Genomic DNA, 24881 nt, shown 5'->3' on the forward strand with positions numbered 1-24881 from the left:
TTTATTCCTTTATGGGTGATATCAAACAAAGCAATTAAGATTGAATGGATTTTCAAACTTTCTTAATAAATATCAAATAAATGTATTTTGCATTTGTAATATCTTTACCTTCGCTTGACGAATATTAATAAAATATATGGAAATCGCAATCATAGTTCTTTTGATATTATTGAATGGTGTTTTTTCAATGTCCGAAATTGCTGTTATCTCAGCACGCAAATCAAGTCTCAAAACGGAAGCAAAACGAGGCAGTAAATCTGCTCAGACTGCAATAAAACTGTCCGAAAATCCCGATCGTTTTTTATCTACTGTTCAGGTGGGAATTACACTCATCGGTATCCTCACGGGGCTCTATTCGGGCGATGTATTGGCGGGCGATGTATCGGCATTATTTATCAATCTGGGGCTTTCTGCAAACTATGCATATCCGCTTGCCCGGTTTGGGATTGTTATAATAGTTACTTATTTCACAATTGTTCTTGGCGAATTGGTGCCAAAACGTATTGGGATGAGTTCGGCAGAGAAAGTCGCTAAAGCTATAGCTCGCCCGATGCATTATTTGTCTGTCATTGTATCTCCTTTTGTATGGCTGTTATCCAAAAGCTCGGCTTTAATATTTCGCATGCTGGGTATTTCTCTGTCCGAGTCTAAAGTTACAGAAGAAGAAATTAAGTCGATGGTAATTGAAGGAGCAGAAGACGGTGAAGTACAGGATGTAGAAAAAGAAATAGTAGAGCGTGTCTTTAATCTGGGCGATAGGGATTTGGAATCTATTATGACCAATCGGGGAGATATCGTATGGATAGATACGGATATGACAAATGACGAGATTGTGATGCTTATACATAAATATCCCTTTGATAAATATCCTGTAGGAACCAAAGATTTGGATCATGTGCTGGGAGTCGTTTATCTGAAAGATATGTTTGGTAAGATAGAATCTCCAGACTTTGATGTGAAAACTGTTGTACGCCCCGTTCAGTTCTTTTCTGAAAGTATGGAAGTGTACAGTGCTCTAGCTGACATGAAGGCTAATCATATATCGTATGCTCTTGTTTGCGACGAATTTGGTGCGGTGAGGGGAATTGTTACGTTAAAAGATATTCTGGAAGCATTGGTCGGTACTTTGTTAGATCCTCAGGAAGAGCCGGCGATCGTACAGCGTCAGGATGGAAGTTGCCTCATAGATGGGCAATGCTCATTCTACGATTTTCTTGTTTATTTCAGAATGGGAGATATGTATAACAAATACGACTACAATACAGTAAGCGGTCTGATACTGGATAAGCTGGGGCATATACCGAAGACCGGAGAGATTCTGAAATGGAAAGGTTTTATAATCGAAATTGTAGATATGGATGGCGTTCGTATAGATAAAATACTAGTTAAAAAAAATTAATATATATAATGCTTATACATACGCTATTTAAGTAAAGTAGGAAAGTAATCGAAAATAAACCATAATTTTGTCTTCGCTTAGGCAAAAGTATTATATGGTACTTGTAATTAATTAAGGTTGTTAACGGAGAACAGATATGAAAAAATTAAAGAATGTACTTTTTTACATTATATCGATAGGGTCATTCTCTCTCATATTACTTATTATACTTCAACTTGGTAAAAATAATCTGGAGGTAGGACGTACCATCTCAGAGCAAACAACAGGAGAAACCGCATGGGGCGAATTTGGTAAAAGCTTACTGCATAATATAAGTGTTCCTTTCGCCCTCTTAATGTTGCAGATAATTGTAATCATGCTGGTGGTGAAAATTTTTGGCTGGATCTGTAAAAAGATTGGTCAAACTTCGGTCATTGGCGAAATAGCGGCAGGGATCGTATTAGGTCCATCTTTATTAGGCTTATATTTTCCTGAGATTTCCCAATTTCTGTTTCCTGTATCTTCACTTGTGAATATCAACCTACTGAGTCAGGTAGGGCTTATACTCTTTATGTTTATTGTGGGTATGGAGTTGAATCTGAATGTGTTGAAGAACAGGGCTCATAGTGCTGTAATCATAAGTCATGCCAGCATCGTTTTCCCATTCACATTGGGCGCATTACTAGCATATTTTATATATGAAGACTTTACGCATGCGCATTCCGGATTTGTCTCGTTTGCACTCTTCATGGGAATTGCAATGAGTATAACAGCCTTTCCCGTTTTGGCACGTATTGTACACGAGAAGGGAATTAATAAGTCGCCGGTAGGGCCAATGGTTATTACCTGTGCAGCCATAGACGATATCACAGCCTGGTGTTTGCTTGCCGCAGTGATAGCGATAGCCAAAGCCGGAACTTTCACCAGCTCTCTATATGTGATCTTAATGGCTGTGGTATATGTACTTATCATGTTTAAGGTTGTTCGTCCCATCTTAAAGAATATTGCAGATAATCACCATTCCAAAGGAATGTCTAAAACCATAATGGGTGGCTTTATATTGATATTATTCTTATCGGCATATACTACCGAGGCTATCGGTATTCACGCCTTGTTTGGGGCTTTCCTTACAGGGGTTATAATGCCATCGAATATCCGTCTGCGTAATCTTCTGACCGAAAGGATAGAATATGTAACACTGATAATCCTGTTGCCTCTATTCTTTGTTTTCACAGGGTTGAGAACCGAAATCGGTTTATTAAATACCGGACATTTGTGGCTAGTGTGTTTTATTGTGATTGCGGTTGCCGTAACCGGTAAATTTTTGGGTAGCGCCTTGGCCGCTCGCTTTGTGGGGCAAAACTGGAAAGATAGTTTGGTGATAGGTGCATTGATGAATACCAGAGGTTTAATGGAGCTCGTTGTATTAAACATCGGTCTCGACTTAGGAATATTAACGCCCGAACTATTTGCCATGATGGTGATTATGGCATTAGTTACCACGTTTATGACATCGCCTAGTTTAAATATTCTGGATAAGATATTTAAACGAAATGAAAATTATTCTGAAATATCGGCACAGAAGAAATTTAAAGTATTGGTGCCTTTTTCAAGCCCTCAAACAGGGCGTAAGCTGTTGCTTTTGGCAAGCTGTTTGATAAAAAGAAAACAGTCACAGTCTGATCTGACATTGTTGCACTTGACGGAAGGTAGTCCGATGCATCAATACAATATAGATGAGGAAGAAGATCGTATTTTTGAGCCCGTGAAGGAAGAGGCACACTCTTTGCAACAGGATGTAAACACAATGTTTGAGGTTACAAATAATTTTCAGAACAGTATTATAAAAATTGCAAACAAAGGAGAATACGATTTTCTTTTGATTGGGAATAAAGGATATACATATTCCGACAGGTTTCTAGGGCGTTTCTCCAATGCTCTGAGTTATGTTCCCGATTATATTTTTTCTATAGTACAGAACAAGATCAGAAAAAAAGGAACGTTCAACGCACCTTTCGATGAACGTACTCGCTCTATTATTTCGAAGACCAATATGCCGGTTGGCATATTTATTGATAGAGGATTAATAACTATCCGTAACATTTTTGTTCCTATATTGGATGAGGATGATATTTTTATGGGTGACTTTATGGAAAGGCTGGCCGAAAACTCATACGTGAGAATAACATTATGGGATCGTGTAGGATTGGCCGAGAACTCGATAGAATTTGTAAAGTCTGTAAAGGCAATAAAAGCTGTGAACCCATACCTGTTTCAGCTGTGGAACAACAATATACCCGTAGATAGTGATATATTGATGAAACAAGATTTGATCTTGATTAGTCTCAATAGTTGGAAAGAACTGGATGTAAAAAAACCTAACTTGCTTCGTGATGCTCCTTCTACACTGATAATGACTAATTGAGCATAACCCATACATAGTATTAAAGAATGAACAGTCGCGATATAATAGCTCTTAAAAAAGAAATACTTCAAAACCTGTCAAAAAGACAGTTGAAAGATGTGTTTGAGTCACTGACAAAGTTGGTCGTAAACCTTCAGGATTGGAAAGTGTCTGAAACATTGAGCGAATTGGAGACAAACTACAAATATATGCTTCATTACCTGTTTGAAGGTGTTGAAGATACCGAACGGGATAATGTGTATCGTAACCTCCTAAGGTCTCTATATGAGCTGACAGACGATGTTGCCGATGAACTGTTAAATATAGAGTCGACCAATATATTTTATGAAAAGTATCGGATAAATAGATTAAAGACGAATACGCTGCCTGATTATTTGAAGCAGTTGAAGGATATTTCCGATTCTATGTCTATTGTCGATTTACTTGAGGCGGGAGAAGAAAAGAACCAGCGAAAACTTGATTTGGCGGTAAGGCGTGAACGTATAGCTTCCGATTTATTCTCCAAAGTATATGTCTCTCCCCGAGCCGAAGAAAGCGACTATAATGATTATATCTCTTTTCTCGAAAACGAGGTGATGCCTGTAAGAGAAAAGAGCCTGTTTTTGTCCGCTCTGTCTCTAAGCTTGTTTCATCGTTTCGACTATAGAAAAGTGCAGGTGTTGATGTACACATCTTTTTCCGACAATATGCAACTGCGGGTCAGGGCTATTGTAGGTCTTGTGATTCTCATGCAAATGTACGATGTGCGTTGGTCATTGTATCCTGAGCTGCAAAGCCAATTGGATATTATGTCCGAAAATCAGGAATTCCGCAGGGCTGTTCGCCGTGTTGTGATTCAGCTGATTCGTTCGCGCGAGACCGAGCAGATTAGTAAGAAGATCCGGGAGGAGATTTTGCCTGAGATGATGAAATTTAATAATCTGGCGGGTCGCAAATTGAATATGGAAGAGCTGATGGGGGGTGATACGGACTTCTCGGAAAAAAATCCTGAATGGCAAAAGGAACTTGAAGAGTCGGGGCTTGGTAAAAAGCTGCAAGAATATTCTAATTTGCAAATGGAAGGAGCCGATGTGTTTCATTCCACTTTTTCGGGATTAAAGCACTTTTCTTTCTTTTCCGAAATGAGCAATTGGTTTATGCCTTTCGATCCTTCATACTCTGAGCTTATGAGCCTGTTTCCCGAAGATAGCGGAAGTAATTTGTTGAAGACCGCCGTTCTCGATTCGGGGCATATGTGCAACTCCGACAAGTATTCTTTTTGCTTAAGCCTGTTACAGATATCTCCCGCACAACGGGATATGATGATGGGACGGATGGGTGCCGAATCGGAGGAAATCAAGCAGCTGCAAAAAGAGGCACAAGCAATGAATCCTACTATCGATGATGAGGTTACTTCAAATCAATATATTCAAGACTTGTATCGTTTCTTTAAATTACATCCATATCGCAACAACTTCTTTGATGTCTTCAAGCTGAGTTTGAATTTCTATGACAAGAAATCCATAGCTCCATTGATATCCGATGAAGAAAGTATGAGGAAGATTGCTCAGTATTGTTTCGATAAAAACAATTTCAGTGAGGCTTTGGATGTTTTCAATCGCTTGATTGATATTGATAGTCAGAATGATGATATCTGGCAAAAGATAGGGTATTGCAAGCAAATGCTCAACAATCAGGACGGTGCTTTGGCTGCTTACTTGCAGGCAGATGTGCTGAGACCCGATAATTCGTGGATCATAAGACGTATAGCACAGATATACCGAACATTGAAGAAGCCGGATATGTCATTGTATTACTATCAGAAGGCAGCAAAACTGAATCCTGATAATATAAACACGGAGCTGAATATAGGACATTGCTATCTGGAGATGAACGATTATGAGCAGGCCTTGAATACGTATTTTAAGGTAGAACTATTAGACTCCAAGGGCACAAAAGCACAGCGTCCTATTGCGTGGACTGCATTCCTGTTGAGGAAATACGAGTTAGCTCAAAAATATTACAATCAAATTTTAGAAAGAAAACCTACGATACATGATTTTTTAAATGCCGGACATGTAGACCTTTGCGCCGGTAATATGAAAGAAGCTATCGAGCATTATAAGCAAGCTGTATATAAAGAGAATGACTTCGAGTTGTTTGCAATGTTGTTCGAAGCAGATAGGGAAAGCCTTATGAATCATGGAGTAGACGCAAAAATATTTCCATTCTTATTCGATCAGATCAAATACGGAGTCGGATAAATAGAAGGTGTTTTTGAATAAAATACATTGTTTAATCGTCATCTATAAAAGCCATATAGCTTAACGTACATTAATTACGATTCTTCTGTAAGCGGTTAAAGTAGGAGTTCCATTGTCAGTTAACTCGAGTATAACATGTATCGTCTTGCCCGACGCATCGGAAGGTATGGCTACTTTGCAGGAGTATGCGTTAGTATTTTCTATATTCACTGAACCTTTGTATGTACTAGGCTCGCTATATACGAACCATTTATAATCTAATCGATCGCCATCGGGATCTGTCGATTCCGAGGCATCAAAAATCAGATAATCTCCTGCTTTTGCATTTCTATAGATACATTTCAGTGAGTTATCTCCTTCTATCGTTGCTTTAGGGTGATGATTTACCTCAGAATAGTTGCTTGTCGTTGTCCACAGCATACGGGCTGCAAAATTATTCCAGATGTGTTCTTTCCATTTATTTATAGCTCCGATACCCTCTTTGCTGCTTCCATACATATAATAGGGATCGTATTGGGTTTCGTCTTTTCCACTTTTCTCAATGAAATCCATACCGCGTATCCCCATCTGCTTTTCTTTATAGAAACGTCCTCCCCAACCGCCATAGTCGATTTCTTCGGGTACATTCAATCCATTGGCGTACACATAAAAGAAAGAAGGAGAATCACCCTCAGGTGCCCAAATACGATTAGGATAATGACTTCCTAACGGTTTGCGGCTTTGAATGTTTTCCCTGATCCAATTGTCAGAAGGTCCCCAACCGTATACTTGCTTATTGCGGATGTATATAATATTTGGAAATTTTTTGGCTATCCATGCACCTGCATCATCTTGCCCCAGTATATCGTAAATCCGTATTTTATCGGCAAAGGCTTTGAACTCTTTTTTACTCCGTGTATGCTCCACTTTCCATAATGCTTGTGCTATCGTGTTCATTCCACCCCAGGCGGCAAGCCATACGGGGCGATTGTCATCTCTTTTGTCAACGGCTTTGATAATGAGTTCTGACCCCGGCGAATCTTTCCCATCACCCACGCCGGCCATGTTGGAATATTCTTGTCCTCTTTTTATAATTGATAGAAGGTAATCTATCTCCGGATAGCCTTCCGCATGTATCTTTAAACGGGGTAAAACTTCACCGAAAGATTCGACAAGCTGCTTTATATAAGCGGTTTTATCCGGATCGTCTACCCATACCTGAGAACTGATCAGTCCTTCTATATTGATCATATTGGAGCATACCAACAAATGGATCATGGATTGGACGTCATCCGGATCGGTACCCCCAAGGTCTGTAGTAACAATTAATCTATGCTTATCGCTAGGATGAATCTGAGCTAAACAATATTCGCCTAATAGAAACAATGCTAAAGAGAAAAAGATTATTCTATTCATGGTATTTGGAGAAAATAATTTTAAACTGTAAATTTAATTTCTAGCTTTGGGTTGCACAAATTGATTTTTGTTTAAAACATGTCATATCCCGAGAAATTAAATACGTTTAATCAAAATAGAGAGAACTTTACTCCTTATGGTTTAACGTGTGAATTATGGACTCCCAGTTTGATGCCAAAACCAGACAGGCATAATGAAATAGAACTAAATTACTTCCCCTCAGGGAATATAACATATCTATTTCAAGACCGTAAAGTAATTGTCCCCTCCAAAAGGTTGGTGCTGTTTTGGGGACTTATTCCTCATCAAATCATAGGTTACGAAGGAGATAAACCCTACTATGTTTGTACAATACCTCTGACACAGTTTTTATTATGGAAATTTCCGCCGTCTTTCATAGATGAGATATTTAAAGGGAAAGTCTTTATTGAGACAAGAAGCCACTTCTCTATTCACGATGAGTTTATGATAAAGAACTGGTTAAGTGACATAAAGGAAAGCAATGGTGTTGAACTTATTTCTTTAGAAATGCATGCGCGTTTACTCAGAATGTCAAATAATGTTAGTTCGCATGAGAAGAAATCTTCAAGTTTTATACCTGGGCTAAGTTTAATAGAGCGAATCGTTGTTTATATTTCTCAGAATTATTCTCAACCTCTTAATGTGTCGGAAATAGGAAAGGCTGTCGGACTGCATCCGGATTATGCTAATTCTATCTTTAAGAAGGCATTCGGTTGTACGTTGTATGAATATGTGATTCAAGAACGAATTGCCCATGCTCAAAGGAAACTTGTGTTGTCAGATCTAAGTATCACCGAAATTGCATTTGATTGTGGATTCAATTCGATTAGCCGCTTTAATGCAGCATTCTTAAAACTAACAGCATATAGACCGGTCGAATATAGGAAAAGGTACTCTAAGCTAAATATTTAATATAAATTATGCTCTAAGTCTTTTGCTTTATAAAACGGCTGGCTTAAGACTATCGTCTCTCTGTTATGTTGAGAGGAGAGATAAATTTAAGCCAGCCGCTTTTTACTTTTAATATAATTAGTTTGTTAGAGTAGTTTTCCGCTTAAGAACATCGCTGCAATAGAGAAATAGATGATCAGTCCGGTAACATCTACCAGTGTTGCTACAAACGGAGCTGATGCAGTAGCGGGGTCTAATCCTATTTTTTTTAGCAGGAGGGGGATCATCGAACCGGAGAACGTTCCCCACAAAACAATGAATATGAGCGAAACGGATACACTCAAAGCAACCCATACCCAATATTCACCATAGTCGTATAAACCCAGTTCTTGCCATATAAATATTCGGGTAAAACCTATTACACCGAGGATAGAACCCAAAAGCAGACCTGATAAAATCTCTTTTCTCATCACATACCACCAGTTCTTCAGCTTTAGTTCGCCCAGAGCCAAAGCACGGATAATAAGACTGGCAGCCTGCGAGCCCGAGTTACCCCCGCTTGAAATGATCAGTGGAACAAACAAGGCCAACACTACGGCTTTCTCTATCTCTTCGTCGAAGTGCCCCATTGCTGATGCAGTGAGCATCTCCCCTAAAAAGAGGACAACTAGCCATCCGGCACGTTTTCTCACCATTTCAGTCAGTGATGTTTTGGTATATGAGAGGTCGAGACCTTCTGTACCCCCAAACTTTTGGAAGTCTTCTGTGCTCTCTTCTTCTGCCACATCCATTACGTCGTCGATGGTAACAATACCCAGCAGTGTGCCGTTGGTGTCGGTTACGGGTAAAGCTACACGGTCGTGGTCGGAGAATATTTTTACGGCAACTTCCTGGTCGTCGTATGCGTTAAGCGAGATTAAACGATTGTCGCTAAGCTCGCCGATGGTCTGATTGGCAGAAGCCAAAATTATTTCCTTGATGCGGATATCGGCGATAAGCTTCCAATTATCATCTACGATGTATATTACATTCAGTGTTTCGGAGTCTCGTCCGAACTTGCGGATATGGTTTATAGCCTGTTCTACTGTGTAGTATGGTCTTACCGCGACGTATTCGGGTGTCATCAGACGTCCGATACTATCTTTGGGGAAGCCCAGTAGCTTGGTGGTGATTTCTCTTTCTTCGTCCGATAGTATCTGCATCAGACGCTGGCTTACTTCGCCTGGCAGTTCTTCAAAGAAGGCTGTACGGTCGTCCGGATCAAGATCATTAAGAAGAGATGTTACTACATTGATGTTAACAGCCAGTCCTTCGATTATATCTTCTTTTTCGTCGTGAGAAAGGCGTTTGAAAGTCTCCTTTGCCAATTCTTGTGGCAACAGGCGGAATAAAATGATCTGATCAGACTTTGGTATGTCGGCAATGATTTCTGCTATCTGAACAGAATCGAGGTTGTTAAGTTCTTGTTTTACGATTTTCCAGCTTTTGTCTTCAATAAGCTGTTGGAGGCGGATTATTATTTCACTCATGATGCAATCTCCTTACTTTATCTCTGTAAGGAAATCACAATAAGACCCTTTACAGAGAGGTTAATACTTTAGTTTTGTTTCTGTAACTCGGATACGGGTCTTCGTCCATGATTCTTAATTTTTAGTGAATACTAGCCCAAATGAGTAGGGGGCGTTAAAACCGCTGCAAAAGTAATACTTTCTTCGAGAACCGCCAAAAAGAACTTTTCTTAAATGGATGCAATACGGAGTGATTAGGTTTTATTATACTTTATTATGTTTTTAGTATTCACCTATTTAGTTTTGTGTGAATAATCAATAGGTTAAAGAATATGATTAGCGGGTGTATAGCAAAAGACTATATTTCTTATATCTTCTTGCCCCCTCAAAGCAAAAAATTGTTATTTTTGTTATTCGCATTTTTGTTTAGATCAATATAAAACTAAAATAAAGAAGAAAGCATGGAAAACAGTGAATTGCTGGCACAGGTAACAGCTAAAGCAAAAACATGGTTGTCGGAAAAATACGATGCCGATACACGAAAAGAAGTTCAGGCATTGTTAGATCAAGAAGATAAAACGGAGCTTATAGAATCTTTTTACAAAGATCTTGAATTTGGGACAGGAGGTCTTCGCGGAATTATGGGTGTGGGTACCAACCGCGTGAATATATATACAATCGGAGGTGCAACACAAGGGCTGGCTAATTATCTATTGAAGGAGTTTTTTTCATTAAAAGAAATAAAAGTAGTGATCGGCCACGATTGTCGTAACAATAGCCGTTTGTATGCCGAAATTTCGGCAGATATTTTTGCTGCAAACGGAATCAAGGCATATCTGTTCGAAGACTTACGACCTACTCCCGAAATTTCGTATGCTATCCGCAAACTAGGCTGTCAGAGTGGTATAATGATTACAGCTTCTCACAACCCGAAAGTATATAACGGTTATAAGGTATATTGGGAAGACGGTGCGCAGGTTATCCCTCCGCATGATAAGAGCATTATCGCTGAGGTTAACAGAGTGAAAGTGGATCAGATCAAATTTAAAGGCGGTGATAAAAAGCTGATCGAAATACTCGGTAAGGATATGGACAATGCCTATATACAGGACTTGAAAACATTGCTTCTTTCTCCCGATTCGATCAAGCGTCATGCAAATATCGGTATTGTTTATACGCCTCTGCATGGTACAGGATTTACAATTATCCCTAAAGCACTAAAAGAATGCGGGTTTACCAATATTATCAACGTACCTGAACAGGATGTGTTGAGTGGCGATTTCCCTACAGTGATATCTCCAAACCCTGAAGATCCTGCCGCTATGGCATTGGCTGTGAAAAAAGCAGAAGAAACAAATGCCGAGTTGGTATTTGCTACCGACCCTGATGCTGACCGTTTTGGTGCAGGTATCCGCAACGATAAAGGAGAATTTATCTTGCTCAACGGTAACCAAACAATGCTTATCCTTATCTATTATATAATCACACGCCGTAAGGAATTGGGATTGCTCTCAAAGAAAGACTATACAGTACGTACAATCGTTACCAGTGCTTTGACTCAGGTTGTATCTGAGAAGAATGGCGTGGAGATGTTTGAGTGCTACACCGGCTTTAAATGGATAGCTGCTGTAATGCGTGAGCTGGAAGGTAAGCGTAATTATATAGGTGGGGGTGAAGAAAGTTACGGATTCTTGGCTGAAGACTTTGTGCGTGATAAGGATTCTGTTTCTGCTGCCATCTTGTTTGGTGAAATCGCCGCATGGGCAAAAGACAACGGAAAAACATTGTACGAAATGCTTCAGGATATCTATGTGGAATATGGATTCTCTAAAGAGAAAGGTATTTCGGTAACGAAAGAAGGTAGGAGCGGTGCTGAAGAAATAGAAGCGATGATGAAAAATTTCAGAGAAAATCCGATCAAAGAAATAGCCGGCTCGAAAGTGATATTGATCAAAGACTTTGTGACATTGAAGGCACAAGATTTTAGCATCAATGAAGAATATACTCTTGAGATGCCTACTACTTCGAACGTACTTCAATACTTTACACAGGATAAAACGAAAGTATCAATCCGTCCTTCGGGAACAGAACCGAAGATAAAGTTCTACATAGAAGTTCAGGACAAGCTGAAATCACGTGAAGAATACGATGCAGTGAATGCTGCTACTGAAAAGAAAATAGAACAAGTATGTAAAGATTTGGGCATATAAGAATTGCCCGAAGAATGAATATAAAGCACTTCTAAGTCTATGAATCAGACTTAGAGGTGCTTTTTCGTATATGTGTATGCAGGGGCTATCTTGTGGTTGTCGGATATAGATGGGCAGGAACAAGCCACTGCTCATACTTCCAAAACACAATTTATTATACTGAATAATACGAACGATCTCGTATGAAAGATTTTAACATAGAATAGCAAGAACCCTGTTTTGCTTTAAAAATGCCCCTTTATCATTTTTGTCCAATTTTATCTATTATAGTAATCAATCATAATTATTGTCTTATAGTCTTTTGTTATGGTGAGGCAACGAAGTATAGTGACTCTTTAAAGACACAGGATGATAAAAAAGGCGACAATAAATTTATTCCTAGCACTTAATTTATAATAGATATGGCAAAGTACACAGAGCGATTGGTAGAAAGGATAATTTCTTTTATCGAAGAAGATATATATAGTATTTCGGAAATATGTAATGCATTGAATATAAATCGAAAAACATTTTATGAATGGCGTAAAACAAAACCCGAGTTTAACGAGGCTGTTGAAAGAGCGATAGAATGTCGAGACGACAAACTCCTGATGGTGGCACGCAATTCGTTGAAGAAGAAGCTGGAAGGCTATACCCTCACCGAAACCCGGACAGTGTATGTCCCCGATGAGAGCAATCCTGAAAAGTTAGTGTTAAAATCCCGGACTGTCAGGCAAAAGGAATATGCTCCGGATACCCATGCCATAAAACTGGTATTGTTACAAAATGAAGCCAAAGAAGAGAAAGAGGCAGAGTATAAGCAAGAACCTGCTTTAACAATCGTGGTGCGCGATCCTACCACAGCAGAGAGTTTAAATCTCTTGCGTGAAAATCTTAGAAATAATCATTCGGTAGAACAAAAGAAAAAAGAGGAAGCAGTTGCAGACGATCAGGCAATTAAACCGTCCGATAAACCCTTAGCAATAAAGGAAGCTAATACGGAGGTAGAGACTCAGCCAAAGAAAAAATCAAAACATGTTATCATTCCCAATCTGAACACAGGGCCGTTGCCTCCCGGATACCGTTACAGAGGGTGACGACTGAAAAAGGGGGATATGTGTTACTTTTGTTACTTTTTATAGAAATAGTTGGAGGAAGAAGACAAAGCGAGGTGAAAATATAGATTATTTCAATCGATAGAGTCGTCGAACTCCCGTTCCATATCCATTAGCTCTTTTTTTATTTGTTCCAGTTTTTGGATAACCTGAATTTTGCGGGCTTCTTCGTCTTTTTTCTGTCTTAGGGTCTGGCGTGCACCTTCGAGGGTAAGACCTTTTTCTCTTACTAAATGATAAACGATGGCAATGTTTTCGATATCGGCTTTTGTGTACTGGCGTGTACCTCCTTCCGTTTTCCTTGGTCTGATGATGTCAAACTCACCTTCCCAAAAACGGAGCAGCGATTCGTTCACTTTAAAGTGCGAAGCAACTTCTCTCAGCGAGTAGTACAGGCGGTTACTATTTTCGAAATCGATTTTCATAGCAGCATCAATCCATTACCTGTCCGTGGTTAGCGGCAATTTGTAACATCTTATCATACTCAGCAGGAGAGAGATCCATAAAGTAGTATTTGGCCGGATTGTCGGGCTGACCTTTTACGTGTACCTCGTAGTGCAAGTGCGGACCTGTCGATTTTCCGGTGTTGCCCACTTCTCCGATCAGCTCGCCACGGGTAACCTTTTGTCCTAGGCGTACCTTGTATTCGTTGAGGTGAGCATATAACGTTTCATAGCCATAACCATGACTGATCATAATACATTTACCATATCCCTGCTTCCAGCCTACCTCTATTATTGTCCCATCGCCGGTCGCATACACGGGTGTTCCTATGTTTGCGGCAAAGTCCATTCCTGCATGAAAGCGGGCTGTACCATAAATAGGGTCGATGCGTGTGCCGTATCCCGAGGCTACTTGTTTCAGGTATCTGTCGGGTACAGGTTGTATGCTTGGTATATGTTTCAGACGATCTTTTTGGCTTTTGGCAAGGCTGAGCACCTCATCAAACGAGTTAGACTGTATATAGATTTGCTTTTCGATGAAGTCCATCTTCTTTGTAGTTTGGATAATCAAATCGGGGCTTTTCAACTCCATCAGGTAATCGTACCTTCCGATACCTCCGACTCCCGAACTTCGGATAGAGGAGGGGATAGGGTCTGCATGGAATATTGCCCTGTAGAGATTGTCGTCTCGTTGTTGTATGTCTCCGATCACATTTATGACTTCGTCCATCCGCTTAGACAAGACTTCGTACTGCGCACGGATCAGTTCATCTTCTTTCTTCTGGGCTTTATCCCAAGGCGTATCGAAGAAATAGGTAACTGCTATCAGACCGACTATACCAACTACAATACCCGATATCAGGTGACGGAAAACCACAATTATCCTATCTTTGCGGCTAGGATAAATTCTGTCATATGTGAGTGTTTGCGGATTGTATCTGTAATATACTTTTCGCTTCATTTTATGGTTCCTGTCATTTTTATTTTCGCGAGTTCGACAAAAGTAAAGTTTTTGCGCTATTTTTGCAAATTGATTATAATAAAGAAACAGAAATTAATGTGGCAACATGAAAATGTGAAAATTAGCAAACAGTTAGGAGTGTATCCGATGTCTGCTAATTGGCTAATTTACTAATTTTAAAAATATGATGACTTCTAAAGAAATTCGTGAATCGTTTAAATCCTTCTTTGCATCTAAAGAGCACAAAATTGTACCATCGGCACCGATGGTGATCAAGGGTGACCCTACACTGATGTTTACTAATGCGGGTATGAACCAGTTTAAAGATGTTATTCTGGGTAATGCGCCAATCAAGTATGCACGTGTAGCCGATTCTCAAAAATGCCTTCGAGTAAGTGGGAAGCATAACGATTTGGAAGAGGTAGGGCACGATACTTACCATCACACGATGTTCGAAATGCTTGGAAACTGGTCTTTTGGAGACTATTTCAAAAAAGAGGCGATCGAATGGGCGTGGGAATATCTGACAGAAGTTTTGGCATTAGATAAAAACCGTCTCTATGTTACTGTTTTCGAAGGCAGCCCTTCCGAAGGCTTGTCTCGTGACGATGAAGCGGCAGCCTATTGGGAAAAGTATTTGCCGGTAGACCGGATTATCAATGGCAACAAGAAAGATAACTTTTGGGAAATGGGTGACACAGGTCCTTGTGGTCCCTGCTCCGAAATACATATAGATTTACGTTCGGATGAAGAACGTGCAAAAGTTGATGGGCTGACATTGGTGAATCAGAGTGACCCTCAGGTTGTAGAAATCTGGAACCTCGTGTTTATGCAATACAACCGTAAAGCCGACAAGTCGCTTGATCCGCTTCCTGCTAAAGTGATTGACACAGGGATGGGATTCGAACGTTTGTGTATGGCTGTTCAAGGGAAGACATCGAACTATGATACAGATGTATTCCAGACTATAATAAAGGCTCTTGGGGCTTTGGCTAACACTACATACGGTGACGATACGAAGAAAGACATTGCGATGCGTGTGATAGCCGATCATGTGCGTACTATTGCATTTTCTATAACAGACGGGCAGTTGCCATCGAATGCCAAAGCGGGATATGTGATTCGTCGTATTCTTCGCCGTGCCGTTCGTTATGGATATACGTTCCTTGATCAGCACAAGTCGTTTATGTATAAGCTGCTACCTGCATTGATAGAAACAATGGGAGATGCTTATCCTGAGCTTATCCAACAGCAGACGCTGATTGAAAAAGTAATGAAGGAAGAAGAAGAGTCTTTCTTGCGTACATTAGAGACAGGGATAAAATTATTAGATAAGCAAATAGCTGATGCAAAAGCAAAAGGATTGACAGTCCTAAGCGGTATTGAAGCCTTTACTCTGTATGATACATACGGATTTCCTCTCGACCTTACAGAGCTGATTCTGAAAGAGAATGGTATGTCTGTAGATGAAGCCGGCTTTAAGGCAGAGATGCAAAAACAAAAAGACCGTGCCCGCAATGCCGCAGCAGTAGAAACAGAAGACTGGGTGACATTGAAGGACGGTGATCCAGAGTTTGTAGGTTATGACCTCACTGAATGTGAAACCGAAATATTACGTTACCGTAAGGTAAAACAAAAGAATAGCGAGTTTTATCAGATTGTACTGAGTCGCACTCCATTTTATGCTGAAATGGGAGGACAGGTAGGTGATAGTGGTTGGCTTGCAACCGATGACGAAACAATCGAAATATCGGATACTAAGCGTGAAAATAATCTGGCAGTACATTTGTCTAATAAGCTTCCTCAAGATCTGACAGCTACATTTATAGCCCGTATCAATCTGAAGAACCGTACAGCAACAGAGTGCAACCATACTGCAACGCACTTGTTGCACGAAGGACTGCGTGAAATACTGGGTAGTCACGTAGAACAAAAGGGGTCGTATGTATCTCCATCTGTTCTTCGCTTCGACTTCTCTCATTTCCAAAAGTTGACAGACAAGGAGATTCGTGAAGTAGAACGTTATGTGACAGGTAAGATCAGAGAGAACATCATTCGTGAGGAAATGCGTCATGTACCTATTGCCGAAGCGAAAGAAATGGGTGCGATGGCTCTATTTGGCGAAAAGTATGGTGAAGATGTACGTGTAATACGCTTTGGCGATTCAGTAGAACTTTGTGGAGGTACTCATATATCTTCTACAGGACGTATCGGTTCGTTCCGTATTATCAACGAGAGTTCGATTGCTGCTGGTATCCGCCGTATAGAAGCAATTACGGCTGAGGCTTGCGAAGACTACTTTTATGCTCAACAAGATATATTGACAGAGGTGAAATCCCTGTTTAACAATACTCCAAATCTGACTCAGGCTCTTCGTAAATTCTTTGAGGAAAATGCCGAAATGAAGAAGACCGTTGAAGAGTATGTAAAGGAAAAGACAGTTCAGATTAAAGATGCTCTGATAAAGAAAAAGCAGGTTATAAATGGTATTGATTTCTATGTATTGAATGGCCCATTTCCGGGTGAAGTTGTAAAGGATATCGCTTTCCAGATAAAAGGTCAATTCGCAGAAAATACAGCTTTTGTAGGAGCTACCGAATACGAAGGAAAACCATTACTTACTGTGATGCTAAGCGACGACCTAGTAAAGGATCACGGATTGAATGCATCCCAACTGGTGCGTGATGCCGCTAAGCATATTCAAGGTGGAGGTGGAGGTCAACCTCACTTTGCTACAGCCGGTGGTAAAAATACCGAAGGTTTGACAAAGGCTTTGAACGAAATAATGGAAAAGATAAAATAAGGAAATATCCTTTATTCTAATATAGAAAGAGCCGAAAGTTAAATTTTGGCTCTTTTTGTTTCTATTTATCCAAAATCTTATATCTTCGTGGAAATCCTAATACCATAAATGAATATGAGAAAAGCAATGTTAATTGTATCTGCTGCACTTTTTCTTGTGCTGGTACTGGTTTATATATGTACACGTTAAGTTTGTGTAGCTGAAAGCTTATTTTTTAGCTCTTGGTACCCATTCTTTTGGGGCTTGACTATATCTGTATTCATATATAGATAGTATATATACTTTTGGGTATAATGAAAAAGATTAGATCCGGATATTGATAATTGAAGACTTGCACAAAAGCGATGATAGGATATAAAACAATAAAATGCTTATTTTTGTGTTTTATATATGATTAATCAGCTGTTGGTTTATACGTGTCACAAAATAATCTAGTACGTACACTATACATAGGATTTGGTGTATTGTTTATCCTCCTTATCACATCGTCATGTTCTAATAAGAAGAACACCGCCTTGACACGTTTTTACCATTCGGTGAATACACGTTATAATATACACTACAATGCTGATATAGCTTACAAAGAAGCGCTCGAAGCAAAAGAGAAGGGGAGGGAAGACAATCTTTCGCAATTGGTCTATATTTTCCCGAAAAGTACGGACTCACTTGGTGCATCATCGGGGAATTTTACAACCACTATAGACAAAACAACCAAAGCGATCAAGCTGCATTCGATAACTGCAAAACCCAAACGTGATCCCGATAGGCGAAACGATGCCGAATATCAGGCGTGGCTTCGTCAAAAAGAATATACTCCGTTTATGGATCAGGTATGGCTGTTGCTGGCGAAAGCCGAATTTCAGGATGGGAACTATTTGCAAGCTGTCAGTACGTTCCTGTATATAACCAAAATATACAGTACCAATCCCGAGATTGTTGCTGAGTGTCAGTTGTGGATAGCCCGTGCATATACTGAAATGGGATGGATGTATGAAGCCGGAGATATCTTACATAAAATAGAGATAGCAGGAGGACCCCCCGAAAAGCATAAAGGTTTTTATGCATTGGTGAAAGCCAACTATCTGGTTTGTAATAATGAGTATGATGCTGCCATACCTCAATTGGAGATAGCCATAAAGAGCGAAAAGAATAAGCATCAAAAGACCCGCATGAAATATCTTTTGGGGCAGCTTTATGCTCAGCTGGGAGACAAAGCCAAAGCAGATAAGGCGTTCGCGTCTGTTAAGGGTATGAGTACACCTTATAAGTATACATTCAATGCACAACTCAGACAAATAGAGCTGGATGACTCTCCGGCAAAGACAAAGGCATTATCCATACTGTCGGGTATGTCTAAGAAGTCACGTAACAAAGAATATCTCGATCAGATATATACTACTTTGGGAGACATATATCTTCAGAAAACAGATACCTTGAAGGCTGTTGAAAGCTATAAAAAAGGAGCGAAAGAGAGTACCCGTAATGGATACGACAAAGCAATGGCTCAGATAAAACTCGGAGACCTATATTTTCTTAAGCGCAAATTTGTCTTGGCTCAACCGTGCTATTCAGAAGCTTTGCCTCAATTGAATAAATCTCATCACGATTATCCAAAAGTATCTTTAAGGTCGAGTGTACTAGATGAACTGGTTGTACATGTTAAAGTAGTAGAAGAACAAGATAGTTTGCAATATATAGCTCAACTTCCCGAAGAGGAACGTTTTCGCATTATCAATGAAAAAATAGAAGATCTTAAAAAAGAAGAAGCAAAAAGGCAAGAAGAAGAGGATACCCAAAGGCGGATCGAAGAACGACAGGAGCGCATATCGTCTTGGGATGATATAAATGAACAACTGTTTGACCAATCTAACAAGACGCCAGTAGCCCCCCCTGTTATTACACAGCAAGGTGCAGCTACATTCTATTTCTATAACGAACAAGCAGTAAATCAGGGTAAGATAGCATTTCAACAACAATGGGGAAATCGTAAGCTGGAAGATGATTGGCGCAGACGTAATAAGCGCTCTACAGCGATTTTTGATGAGGTAGATGCCGCGCAAGAAACCGATTCACTGAATACAGAAGTGCATCGGATAAAGGAGCTTCAAGCTCAGAATGAAGAACTCAACAAACCAAAGAATGCCGTTGATGATGAATATTCCGTTGATTATTATTTGCAACAATTACCTCTGACTCCCGAAGCTATTAAAGAATCGAATGTCCTTATCGAGGATGCCTTGTATAAGATGGGGCTGATATATAAAGATAAGTTGCAAGATATGGATTTGGCTATCGATGCCTTTAATACAAATATACACCGTTTCCCTAATACGCCTAACCTGGAAGAAATTTACTATCAACTGTTCCTTATTTATATGCGTTTAGGAGATAATAATATGATGGCTATATACCGATCTAAACTGATGAATGAGTTTGTATCGGGTAAGTACGCCGGGCCTGTTTCTCAACCCGACTATGAATGGAATTTCCGAAACATGGCTAGCTTGCAGGATTCTCTCTACAACGAAGCTTATAAAGCATATCAACACGCAGATGTGGAAACTGTAAGGCGCAATTATACAGCAATGAATACCAAGTATCCGTTTACTGACCTGATGCCTAATTTTACTTTACTGAATGCATTGACTTATGCTCAAGAACGTGATGCGGGCAACCTGGAAGCGAGCTTGACGGATTTAGTGAAGAAATATCCGAAGTCTGATATTACTCCTTTGGCAGGCGAAATACTCGAACGTCTGAAAAGCGGGAAAATATTACTCTCGGATGGTTCTCCCGTCACCGGATTCGACTGGAGTAAGGCTTATCAGGGTGCTGATTCTTTGCTTGCTTCTAAAGGGAAAACGTTACAATACTCCGACACGTTGGATGTGCCTTATGTGTTGATGCTGATGTTTAAACCAAAGACGATAGACCGAAACGAATTACTGTATCAGGTGGCCGACTATAACTTTACCAATTATGTTATTCAGACATTCGACCTGAGCTTCGATACAGATCCGCCGTATGAGGTATTGCAGATGAAAGGATTTAATTCTTTTGCAGCAATAAGGTCATATCTATCGAAAGCATATAACAAAGAAGGGCTCATACAGCACCTCGATACGGCAATTCTTGTAGTGCCGATATCAACAGATAATTATATCAATGTGCTTCCTCGTCTTGGCTTAGATAAATATATGGCATACTTTAGAGAGCATTATTCAGAACAATTCCCTCAGTTGATAGCTTCATGGAGAGGTGTGGAATATATGGAATCTAACCAGCCTGTAGAAATAGCAGAAGCTGTTGAGGCTAAAGAGGAGAGTAAAGTTAAAGAGCTTGAAGAACTGGTAAAAGAACCTGTAATTATACCACAAAGACCTGTCGTGCCTGAAAAGCCTGTACAAAAACAACCTGAAACGAAAGTAAATGATAAACAGATAACAGGGGATGACTTGTTGTCGAAAGATCAATTACAAAAAGCCGGAGAAATAAATAACGTTATAGATGATATATCTAATGTTGTCAGCAATCCTGTTGATGGTATTAAGAGTTTGTTTGACCGATACAAGAATAGGGAAAAACTGACAAAAGAAGAAAAGCAAGAACTCAAGGAAGATGAGAAATTGCGTAAAGAACACGAAAAACAACAAAAAGCAATAGAAAGAATTCGCTTAGATTCTATCAACAAAGTAGAGAAAGCCCGAACAGACTCGATAGCGAATGTAGAAAAAGCACTCGAAGATTCTATTAAGACTGCGAATAAGCAGGTTGAGGAACAAAAACGACTGGAAGAGAAGCAAAAAGAAGATGCAGCCAAAGTTGCTGTGAAGGCTCGTGAAGATGCCCGTAAACAGAATGAGGCAGACCGTAAGCAAAAGGAACGTGAACAGAAAGAACGCTTGCGTCAGCGCGAAAAAGAACGGAAGGAAAAAGAAAAGGTTAAAGAACAGGAACGCAAACAAAAAGAGCGCGAAGCGGAAGAAAGAAGAAAGCAGCGTTTGAAAGAAAAAAGATGAAAAATGAGCTTTTGGCATCAAAAACTAAAAAAGGTGTGCTCTGATAGTTGAAATAACAAAAAAAAATCATTAATTTGCCTTATCAATTACTAGAGGCTATGCCTTTCATCCTAAAAACTAACTATATGAACGAGAACCTAAATCCTGAATTGCCAGAAAATAATCTACCAGAGGAAGTTACAAACCAATCTGTTGAAGAGGAAGCGAAAGAGCAATCGGAAACATCTACAGAGACTTCGGTGGCAAAGCAAGTATCTTTGACCAAAGATGAGATAATTGAAAAATTAAAAAACTTGACCGCACAAACTGAAATTCCTTCGAGAGCTGAAGTAGAGTCGCTTAAGCAAGCTTTTTATAAGTTGCGTTCTGCTGCTATAGAAGAGCAAAAGACCCAATTTATTGAAGCCGGAAACGATGCCGAAGCATTTGTTCCTGCACCTGATCCGAGTGAGGATGTGCTGAAAACTTTCTTGAGTGAATTAAAAGAAAAACGTGCAAGCCAGGCAGCAGCCGAAGAAAATCTTAAAGAAGAAAATTATAATAAAAAACTTCAGATAATAGAGTCAATTAAGAACTTGACCGAAAGTTCTGATGACTTCAATAAGCTGTATAAAGAGTTTAAAGACTTACAGCAGGGATGGAATGATGTAACCTCGGTTCCTCAGTCGAAAGAGAAAGAATTGTGGAAATCTTACCAAATATATACAGAGAAGTTTTATGATCTGATAAAGATCAACAATGAATTTCGTGATTATGATTTCAAGAAGAATCTTGAACTCAAAAATGCGATTTGCGAATCGGTAGAAAAACTGATAGATGATACTGATTCGGTTTCGGCTTTTCATCAGTTACAGAATTTCCATCAGCAATGGCGCGAGATAGGTCCTGTTGCGAGAGAACTGAGAGAAGAAATCTGGACTCGATTTAAGAACGCTTCTACAGCTATAAATAAAAAATATCAGACTCATTTCGAGTCACTCAAAGGTAGGGAAGAAGAAAATCTGGTTGAAAAGACTGCAATTTGTGAAGCCTTGAAAAACATAGATTATTCTACTTTGACTTCTTTCAAAGAATGGGATGAAAAGAGCAAGGAAGTGATAGAGCTTCAGGCTAAGTGGAAGACAATCGGTTTTGTTCCTAAAAAAGTAAATAATCAGATATTTGAAGAGTTCCGTTCGTTGTGCGATGCATTTTTCGAAAAGAAGAGTGAATTCTTTAAGGGTGTGAGAGGTGAAATGGACGAAAATCTGGACAAGAAACGTGCATTGACAGAACAAGCAAAAGCCCTAAAAGATAGTACAGACTGGAAGTCTACAACAGATAAGTTGATTGCTATACAGAAAGAGTGGAAGACTATAGGGCCTGTGCCTCGCAAATACTCGGATGCTATATGGAAAGAATTTGTAACGGCTTGCGATTATTTCTTCGAACAAAAGAAGAAGAATGAGTCTTCTCAGAAGAGCGAAGAATTGGATAATCTGGCTGCTAAAAAAGAAATAATAGAGAAGATCAAAAATGTTGATCAGTCTTTGGATCCATCTGAACTTATCGCTAAGGTGCGTGAGTTAGCAGACGAATGGCATAAGATCGGTTTTGTTCCATTCAAAGAAAAGGATAAAATTTATAAAGAATTCCATCAGGCTGTTGATGCTCATTATGATCGTCTTAAAGTAGATAAGACAGAACGCCGCTTCGAATCTTTCAAATCGAATATAAAAGACATTTCGAAACAGGATAATCCTAAGAGAGCTTTGTACAGAGAGCGTGATCATTTGATGCATCAGTACAATAAAGTAAAATCAGATCTTCAGACTTATGAAAACAACATGAACTTCCTCTCTATTTCGTCTAAAGGGGCTAGTGGACTGTTGAAGGATGTAAATAATAAGATTGAAAAGCTGAAAGAAGAAATGGAGTTGCTTGTTAAGAAAATAGAGGCTCTTGATGAGAACCTGAATGAATTGGAAAAGTAGAATTTATTGAAAATACATAGAGAAGAAAGGTTGTCTAATATGGACAACCTTTTTTGTTTTGACAGTGTTCACAATATGTTCGAATGTATTGCTCGAAGTTTTACAATTAATGAAAAAACAACTCTATACAATCAGACTTCACCAATCATGTATATATTAATAATCAACGCCCGCCAATTATTTGTAAAAGTTTAGACTAGATCTGACAGTCGGGCAAATTTTTCAAGGCTGTATATTTGGGTTTTCTAAGACATAATTTCTTGGAATAGGATAATAATTAGAGGGGGATTTTCGTCCCCCTTGACCATTCCGGTCAGTCAGGTTATTTCTGACAGGTTGTCCCCCCGGCAGAGCCGGTTTCCTCTTCACCTGACACAGACAAAGATACAACATTTTGATAATGATTGGATAATAACTTCTCTTTTGCCAGATGAAGGCTGTCATTCCAAGTCTGCATTGGAGTCTTACCATAACAATGTTTGCCTGAATGGGGTCTTTCATTGTTATAGTATTCCAACCAAACATCGAGATCAGCTTGTAATTCCCCGATGGTGTTATACATCTTTTTACGGAATGCAGTAGCATAGAACTCATCCTGCATAGTTCTATGGAAGCGTTCGCAGATACCATTTGTCTGCGGACTTTTTGCTTTAGTCTTAGTATGATCAATGTCCTCGATAGCAAGATATAACTGAAATTCATGATGTTCCCTTGCTCCACAATATTCAGTACCCCTGTCGGTCAAAATGCGCATCAAGGGTATACTATATTGGTCATACATAGGGATAACCCTATCATTGAGCATATCGGCTGCGACCAAAGCTAACTTACGGTCATAGAGTTTGGCTGTAGCTACTTTGGAATAAGTATCGATAAAGGTTTGCTGATAGATTTTACCGACACCTTTGATGTAACCGACATAATAAGTATCCTGTGCTCCGAGAAAACCGGGGTGGTGCGTTTCAATCTCACCATGGGCAACCTTTTCCTCTTTGGCTTTCTCTAAGGCGACAACCTGAGATTCAGTCAAGATCAGACCTTCCTGTGCAACCTTTGTTTCAAGGGCTTTAAGACGCTTTTGGAATGTCTCCAAATCATGGCGTAACCAAACACAGCGAACACCACAAGGAGAGATAAACAAGCCTTCTTTCTTTAGTTCATTCGAAGCTCTGGTCTGACCGAAAGCCGGGCTTTCAACTGCAAAGGCTACGACGCGCTCTTCAATATGTGCCTCTATGCGATTTTTCACATTGGGTACCCGGCGGTTCATGTCCTTGAGTGCTTGTTCGCCGCCATCTTCAAATAACTCCTTGTAACGATAGAAAGTCTCCCTGCTATAGCCTAAATACTTACAGGCTCTCGATACGTTTCCTAATTCTTCTGCTAAGGACAACAATCCTAAACGGCTTTTAATTACTTTTGTTTCTAAACTCATTTTCTGACATTTTAAAGGGTTAAACTTTTTTGTTTACTTATGCAATACAAACTTAATTGTTTGCCCTTTAACTGTCAGATCA

Annotated in this window: 14 protein-coding genes; 9 read left to right on the forward strand and 5 right to left on the reverse strand. The window is 39.6% G+C overall.

Annotation, left to right across the window (positions count from 1 at the left end):
• Positions 1-136: 136 nt before the first annotated feature.
• The 3 genes from BGO84_RS09260 (at position 137) to BGO84_RS09270 (ending at position 6046) form a co-directional block, all read left to right on the forward strand.
• The gene (locus BGO84_RS09260) at positions 137-1399 is read left to right on the forward strand and encodes a hemolysin family protein (protein ID WP_291028896.1); all 1263 of its coding nucleotides are present in this window, start codon (positions 137-139) and stop codon (positions 1397-1399) included.
• Between the two features lie 136 nt (positions 1400-1535).
• Positions 1536-3803, forward strand: a complete 2268-nt coding sequence (locus tag BGO84_RS09265; RefSeq protein ID WP_283686058.1) for a cation:proton antiporter — start codon at positions 1536-1538, stop codon at positions 3801-3803.
• A 26-nt stretch (positions 3804-3829) separates the two neighbouring features.
• Positions 3830-6046, forward strand: a complete 2217-nt coding sequence (locus BGO84_RS09270) for a hypothetical protein (RefSeq protein WP_291028897.1) — start codon at positions 3830-3832, stop codon at positions 6044-6046.
• A 60-nt stretch (positions 6047-6106) separates the two neighbouring features.
• On the opposite strand, the gene BGO84_RS09275 is transcribed toward BGO84_RS09270, so the two are convergent.
• On the reverse strand, positions 6107-7441 hold the full coding sequence (locus BGO84_RS09275; protein WP_291028898.1) for a nucleoside hydrolase-like domain-containing protein: 1335 nt from the start codon (positions 7439-7441) through the stop codon (positions 6107-6109).
• A gap of 78 nt (positions 7442-7519) precedes the next feature.
• Here BGO84_RS09275 and BGO84_RS09280 point away from each other — a divergent pair, with 78 nt between their 5' ends.
• The gene (locus tag BGO84_RS09280; RefSeq protein WP_291028899.1) at positions 7520-8374 is read left to right on the forward strand and encodes a helix-turn-helix domain-containing protein; all 855 of its coding nucleotides are present in this window, start codon (positions 7520-7522) and stop codon (positions 8372-8374) included.
• Between the two features lie 125 nt (positions 8375-8499).
• Here the strand turns inward: BGO84_RS09280 and mgtE are convergent, their stop codons facing one another.
• The gene (gene mgtE, locus BGO84_RS09285; RefSeq protein WP_135105037.1) at positions 8500-9882 is read right to left on the reverse strand and encodes a magnesium transporter; all 1383 of its coding nucleotides are present in this window, start codon (positions 9880-9882) and stop codon (positions 8500-8502) included.
• Positions 9883-10322: 440 nt separating this feature from the next.
• On the opposite strand from mgtE, the gene BGO84_RS09290 reads away from it, so the two are divergent.
• Both BGO84_RS09290 and BGO84_RS09295 read left to right on the forward strand, forming a co-directional pair.
• Positions 10323-12071 carry a phospho-sugar mutase gene (locus BGO84_RS09290; protein WP_291028900.1) on the forward strand — a complete coding sequence of 583 codons (1749 nt, stop codon included), beginning with the start codon at positions 10323-10325 and terminating at the stop codon, positions 12069-12071.
• A 401-nt stretch (positions 12072-12472) separates the two neighbouring features.
• Entirely contained in the window at positions 12473-13147 is a 675-nt protein-coding gene (locus BGO84_RS09295; RefSeq protein WP_291028901.1) for a bacteriophage terminase small subunit, read from the forward strand.
• Positions 13148-13239: 92 nt separating this feature from the next.
• Here BGO84_RS09295 and BGO84_RS09300 read toward each other — a convergent pair whose 3' ends face one another.
• The gene (locus tag BGO84_RS09300) at positions 13240-13590 is read right to left on the reverse strand and encodes a MerR family transcriptional regulator (protein WP_283686065.1); all 351 of its coding nucleotides are present in this window, start codon (positions 13588-13590) and stop codon (positions 13240-13242) included.
• Positions 13591-13597: 7 nt separating this feature from the next.
• On the reverse strand, positions 13598-14569 hold the full coding sequence (locus BGO84_RS09305; RefSeq protein WP_291028902.1) for a M23 family metallopeptidase: 972 nt from the start codon (positions 14567-14569) through the stop codon (positions 13598-13600).
• Positions 14570-14753: 184 nt separating this feature from the next.
• Between BGO84_RS09305 and alaS the strand changes: the two genes are divergently transcribed.
• The 3 genes from alaS (at position 14754) to BGO84_RS09320 (ending at position 23364) form a co-directional block, all read left to right on the forward strand.
• Entirely contained in the window at positions 14754-17372 is a 2619-nt protein-coding gene (alaS, locus tag BGO84_RS09310; protein ID WP_291028903.1) for an alanine--tRNA ligase, read from the forward strand.
• A 416-nt stretch (positions 17373-17788) separates the two neighbouring features.
• A complete protein-coding gene (locus BGO84_RS09315; RefSeq protein WP_291028904.1) occupies positions 17789-21391 on the forward strand; it encodes a tetratricopeptide repeat protein in 3603 nt (1200 codons plus the stop codon).
• A gap of 125 nt (positions 21392-21516) precedes the next feature.
• Positions 21517-23364, forward strand: a complete 1848-nt coding sequence (locus BGO84_RS09320; protein ID WP_291028905.1) for a DUF349 domain-containing protein — start codon at positions 21517-21519, stop codon at positions 23362-23364.
• Positions 23365-23686: 322 nt separating this feature from the next.
• Here BGO84_RS09320 and BGO84_RS09325 read toward each other — a convergent pair whose 3' ends face one another.
• The gene (locus BGO84_RS09325) at positions 23687-24799 is read right to left on the reverse strand and encodes an IS481 family transposase (protein WP_291028906.1); all 1113 of its coding nucleotides are present in this window, start codon (positions 24797-24799) and stop codon (positions 23687-23689) included.
• Between the last annotated feature and the right edge of the window lie 82 nt (positions 24800-24881).

Source organism: Dysgonomonas sp. 37-18, assembly GCF_001899125.1.
Taxonomy (GTDB): domain Bacteria; phylum Bacteroidota; class Bacteroidia; order Bacteroidales; family Dysgonomonadaceae; genus Dysgonomonas.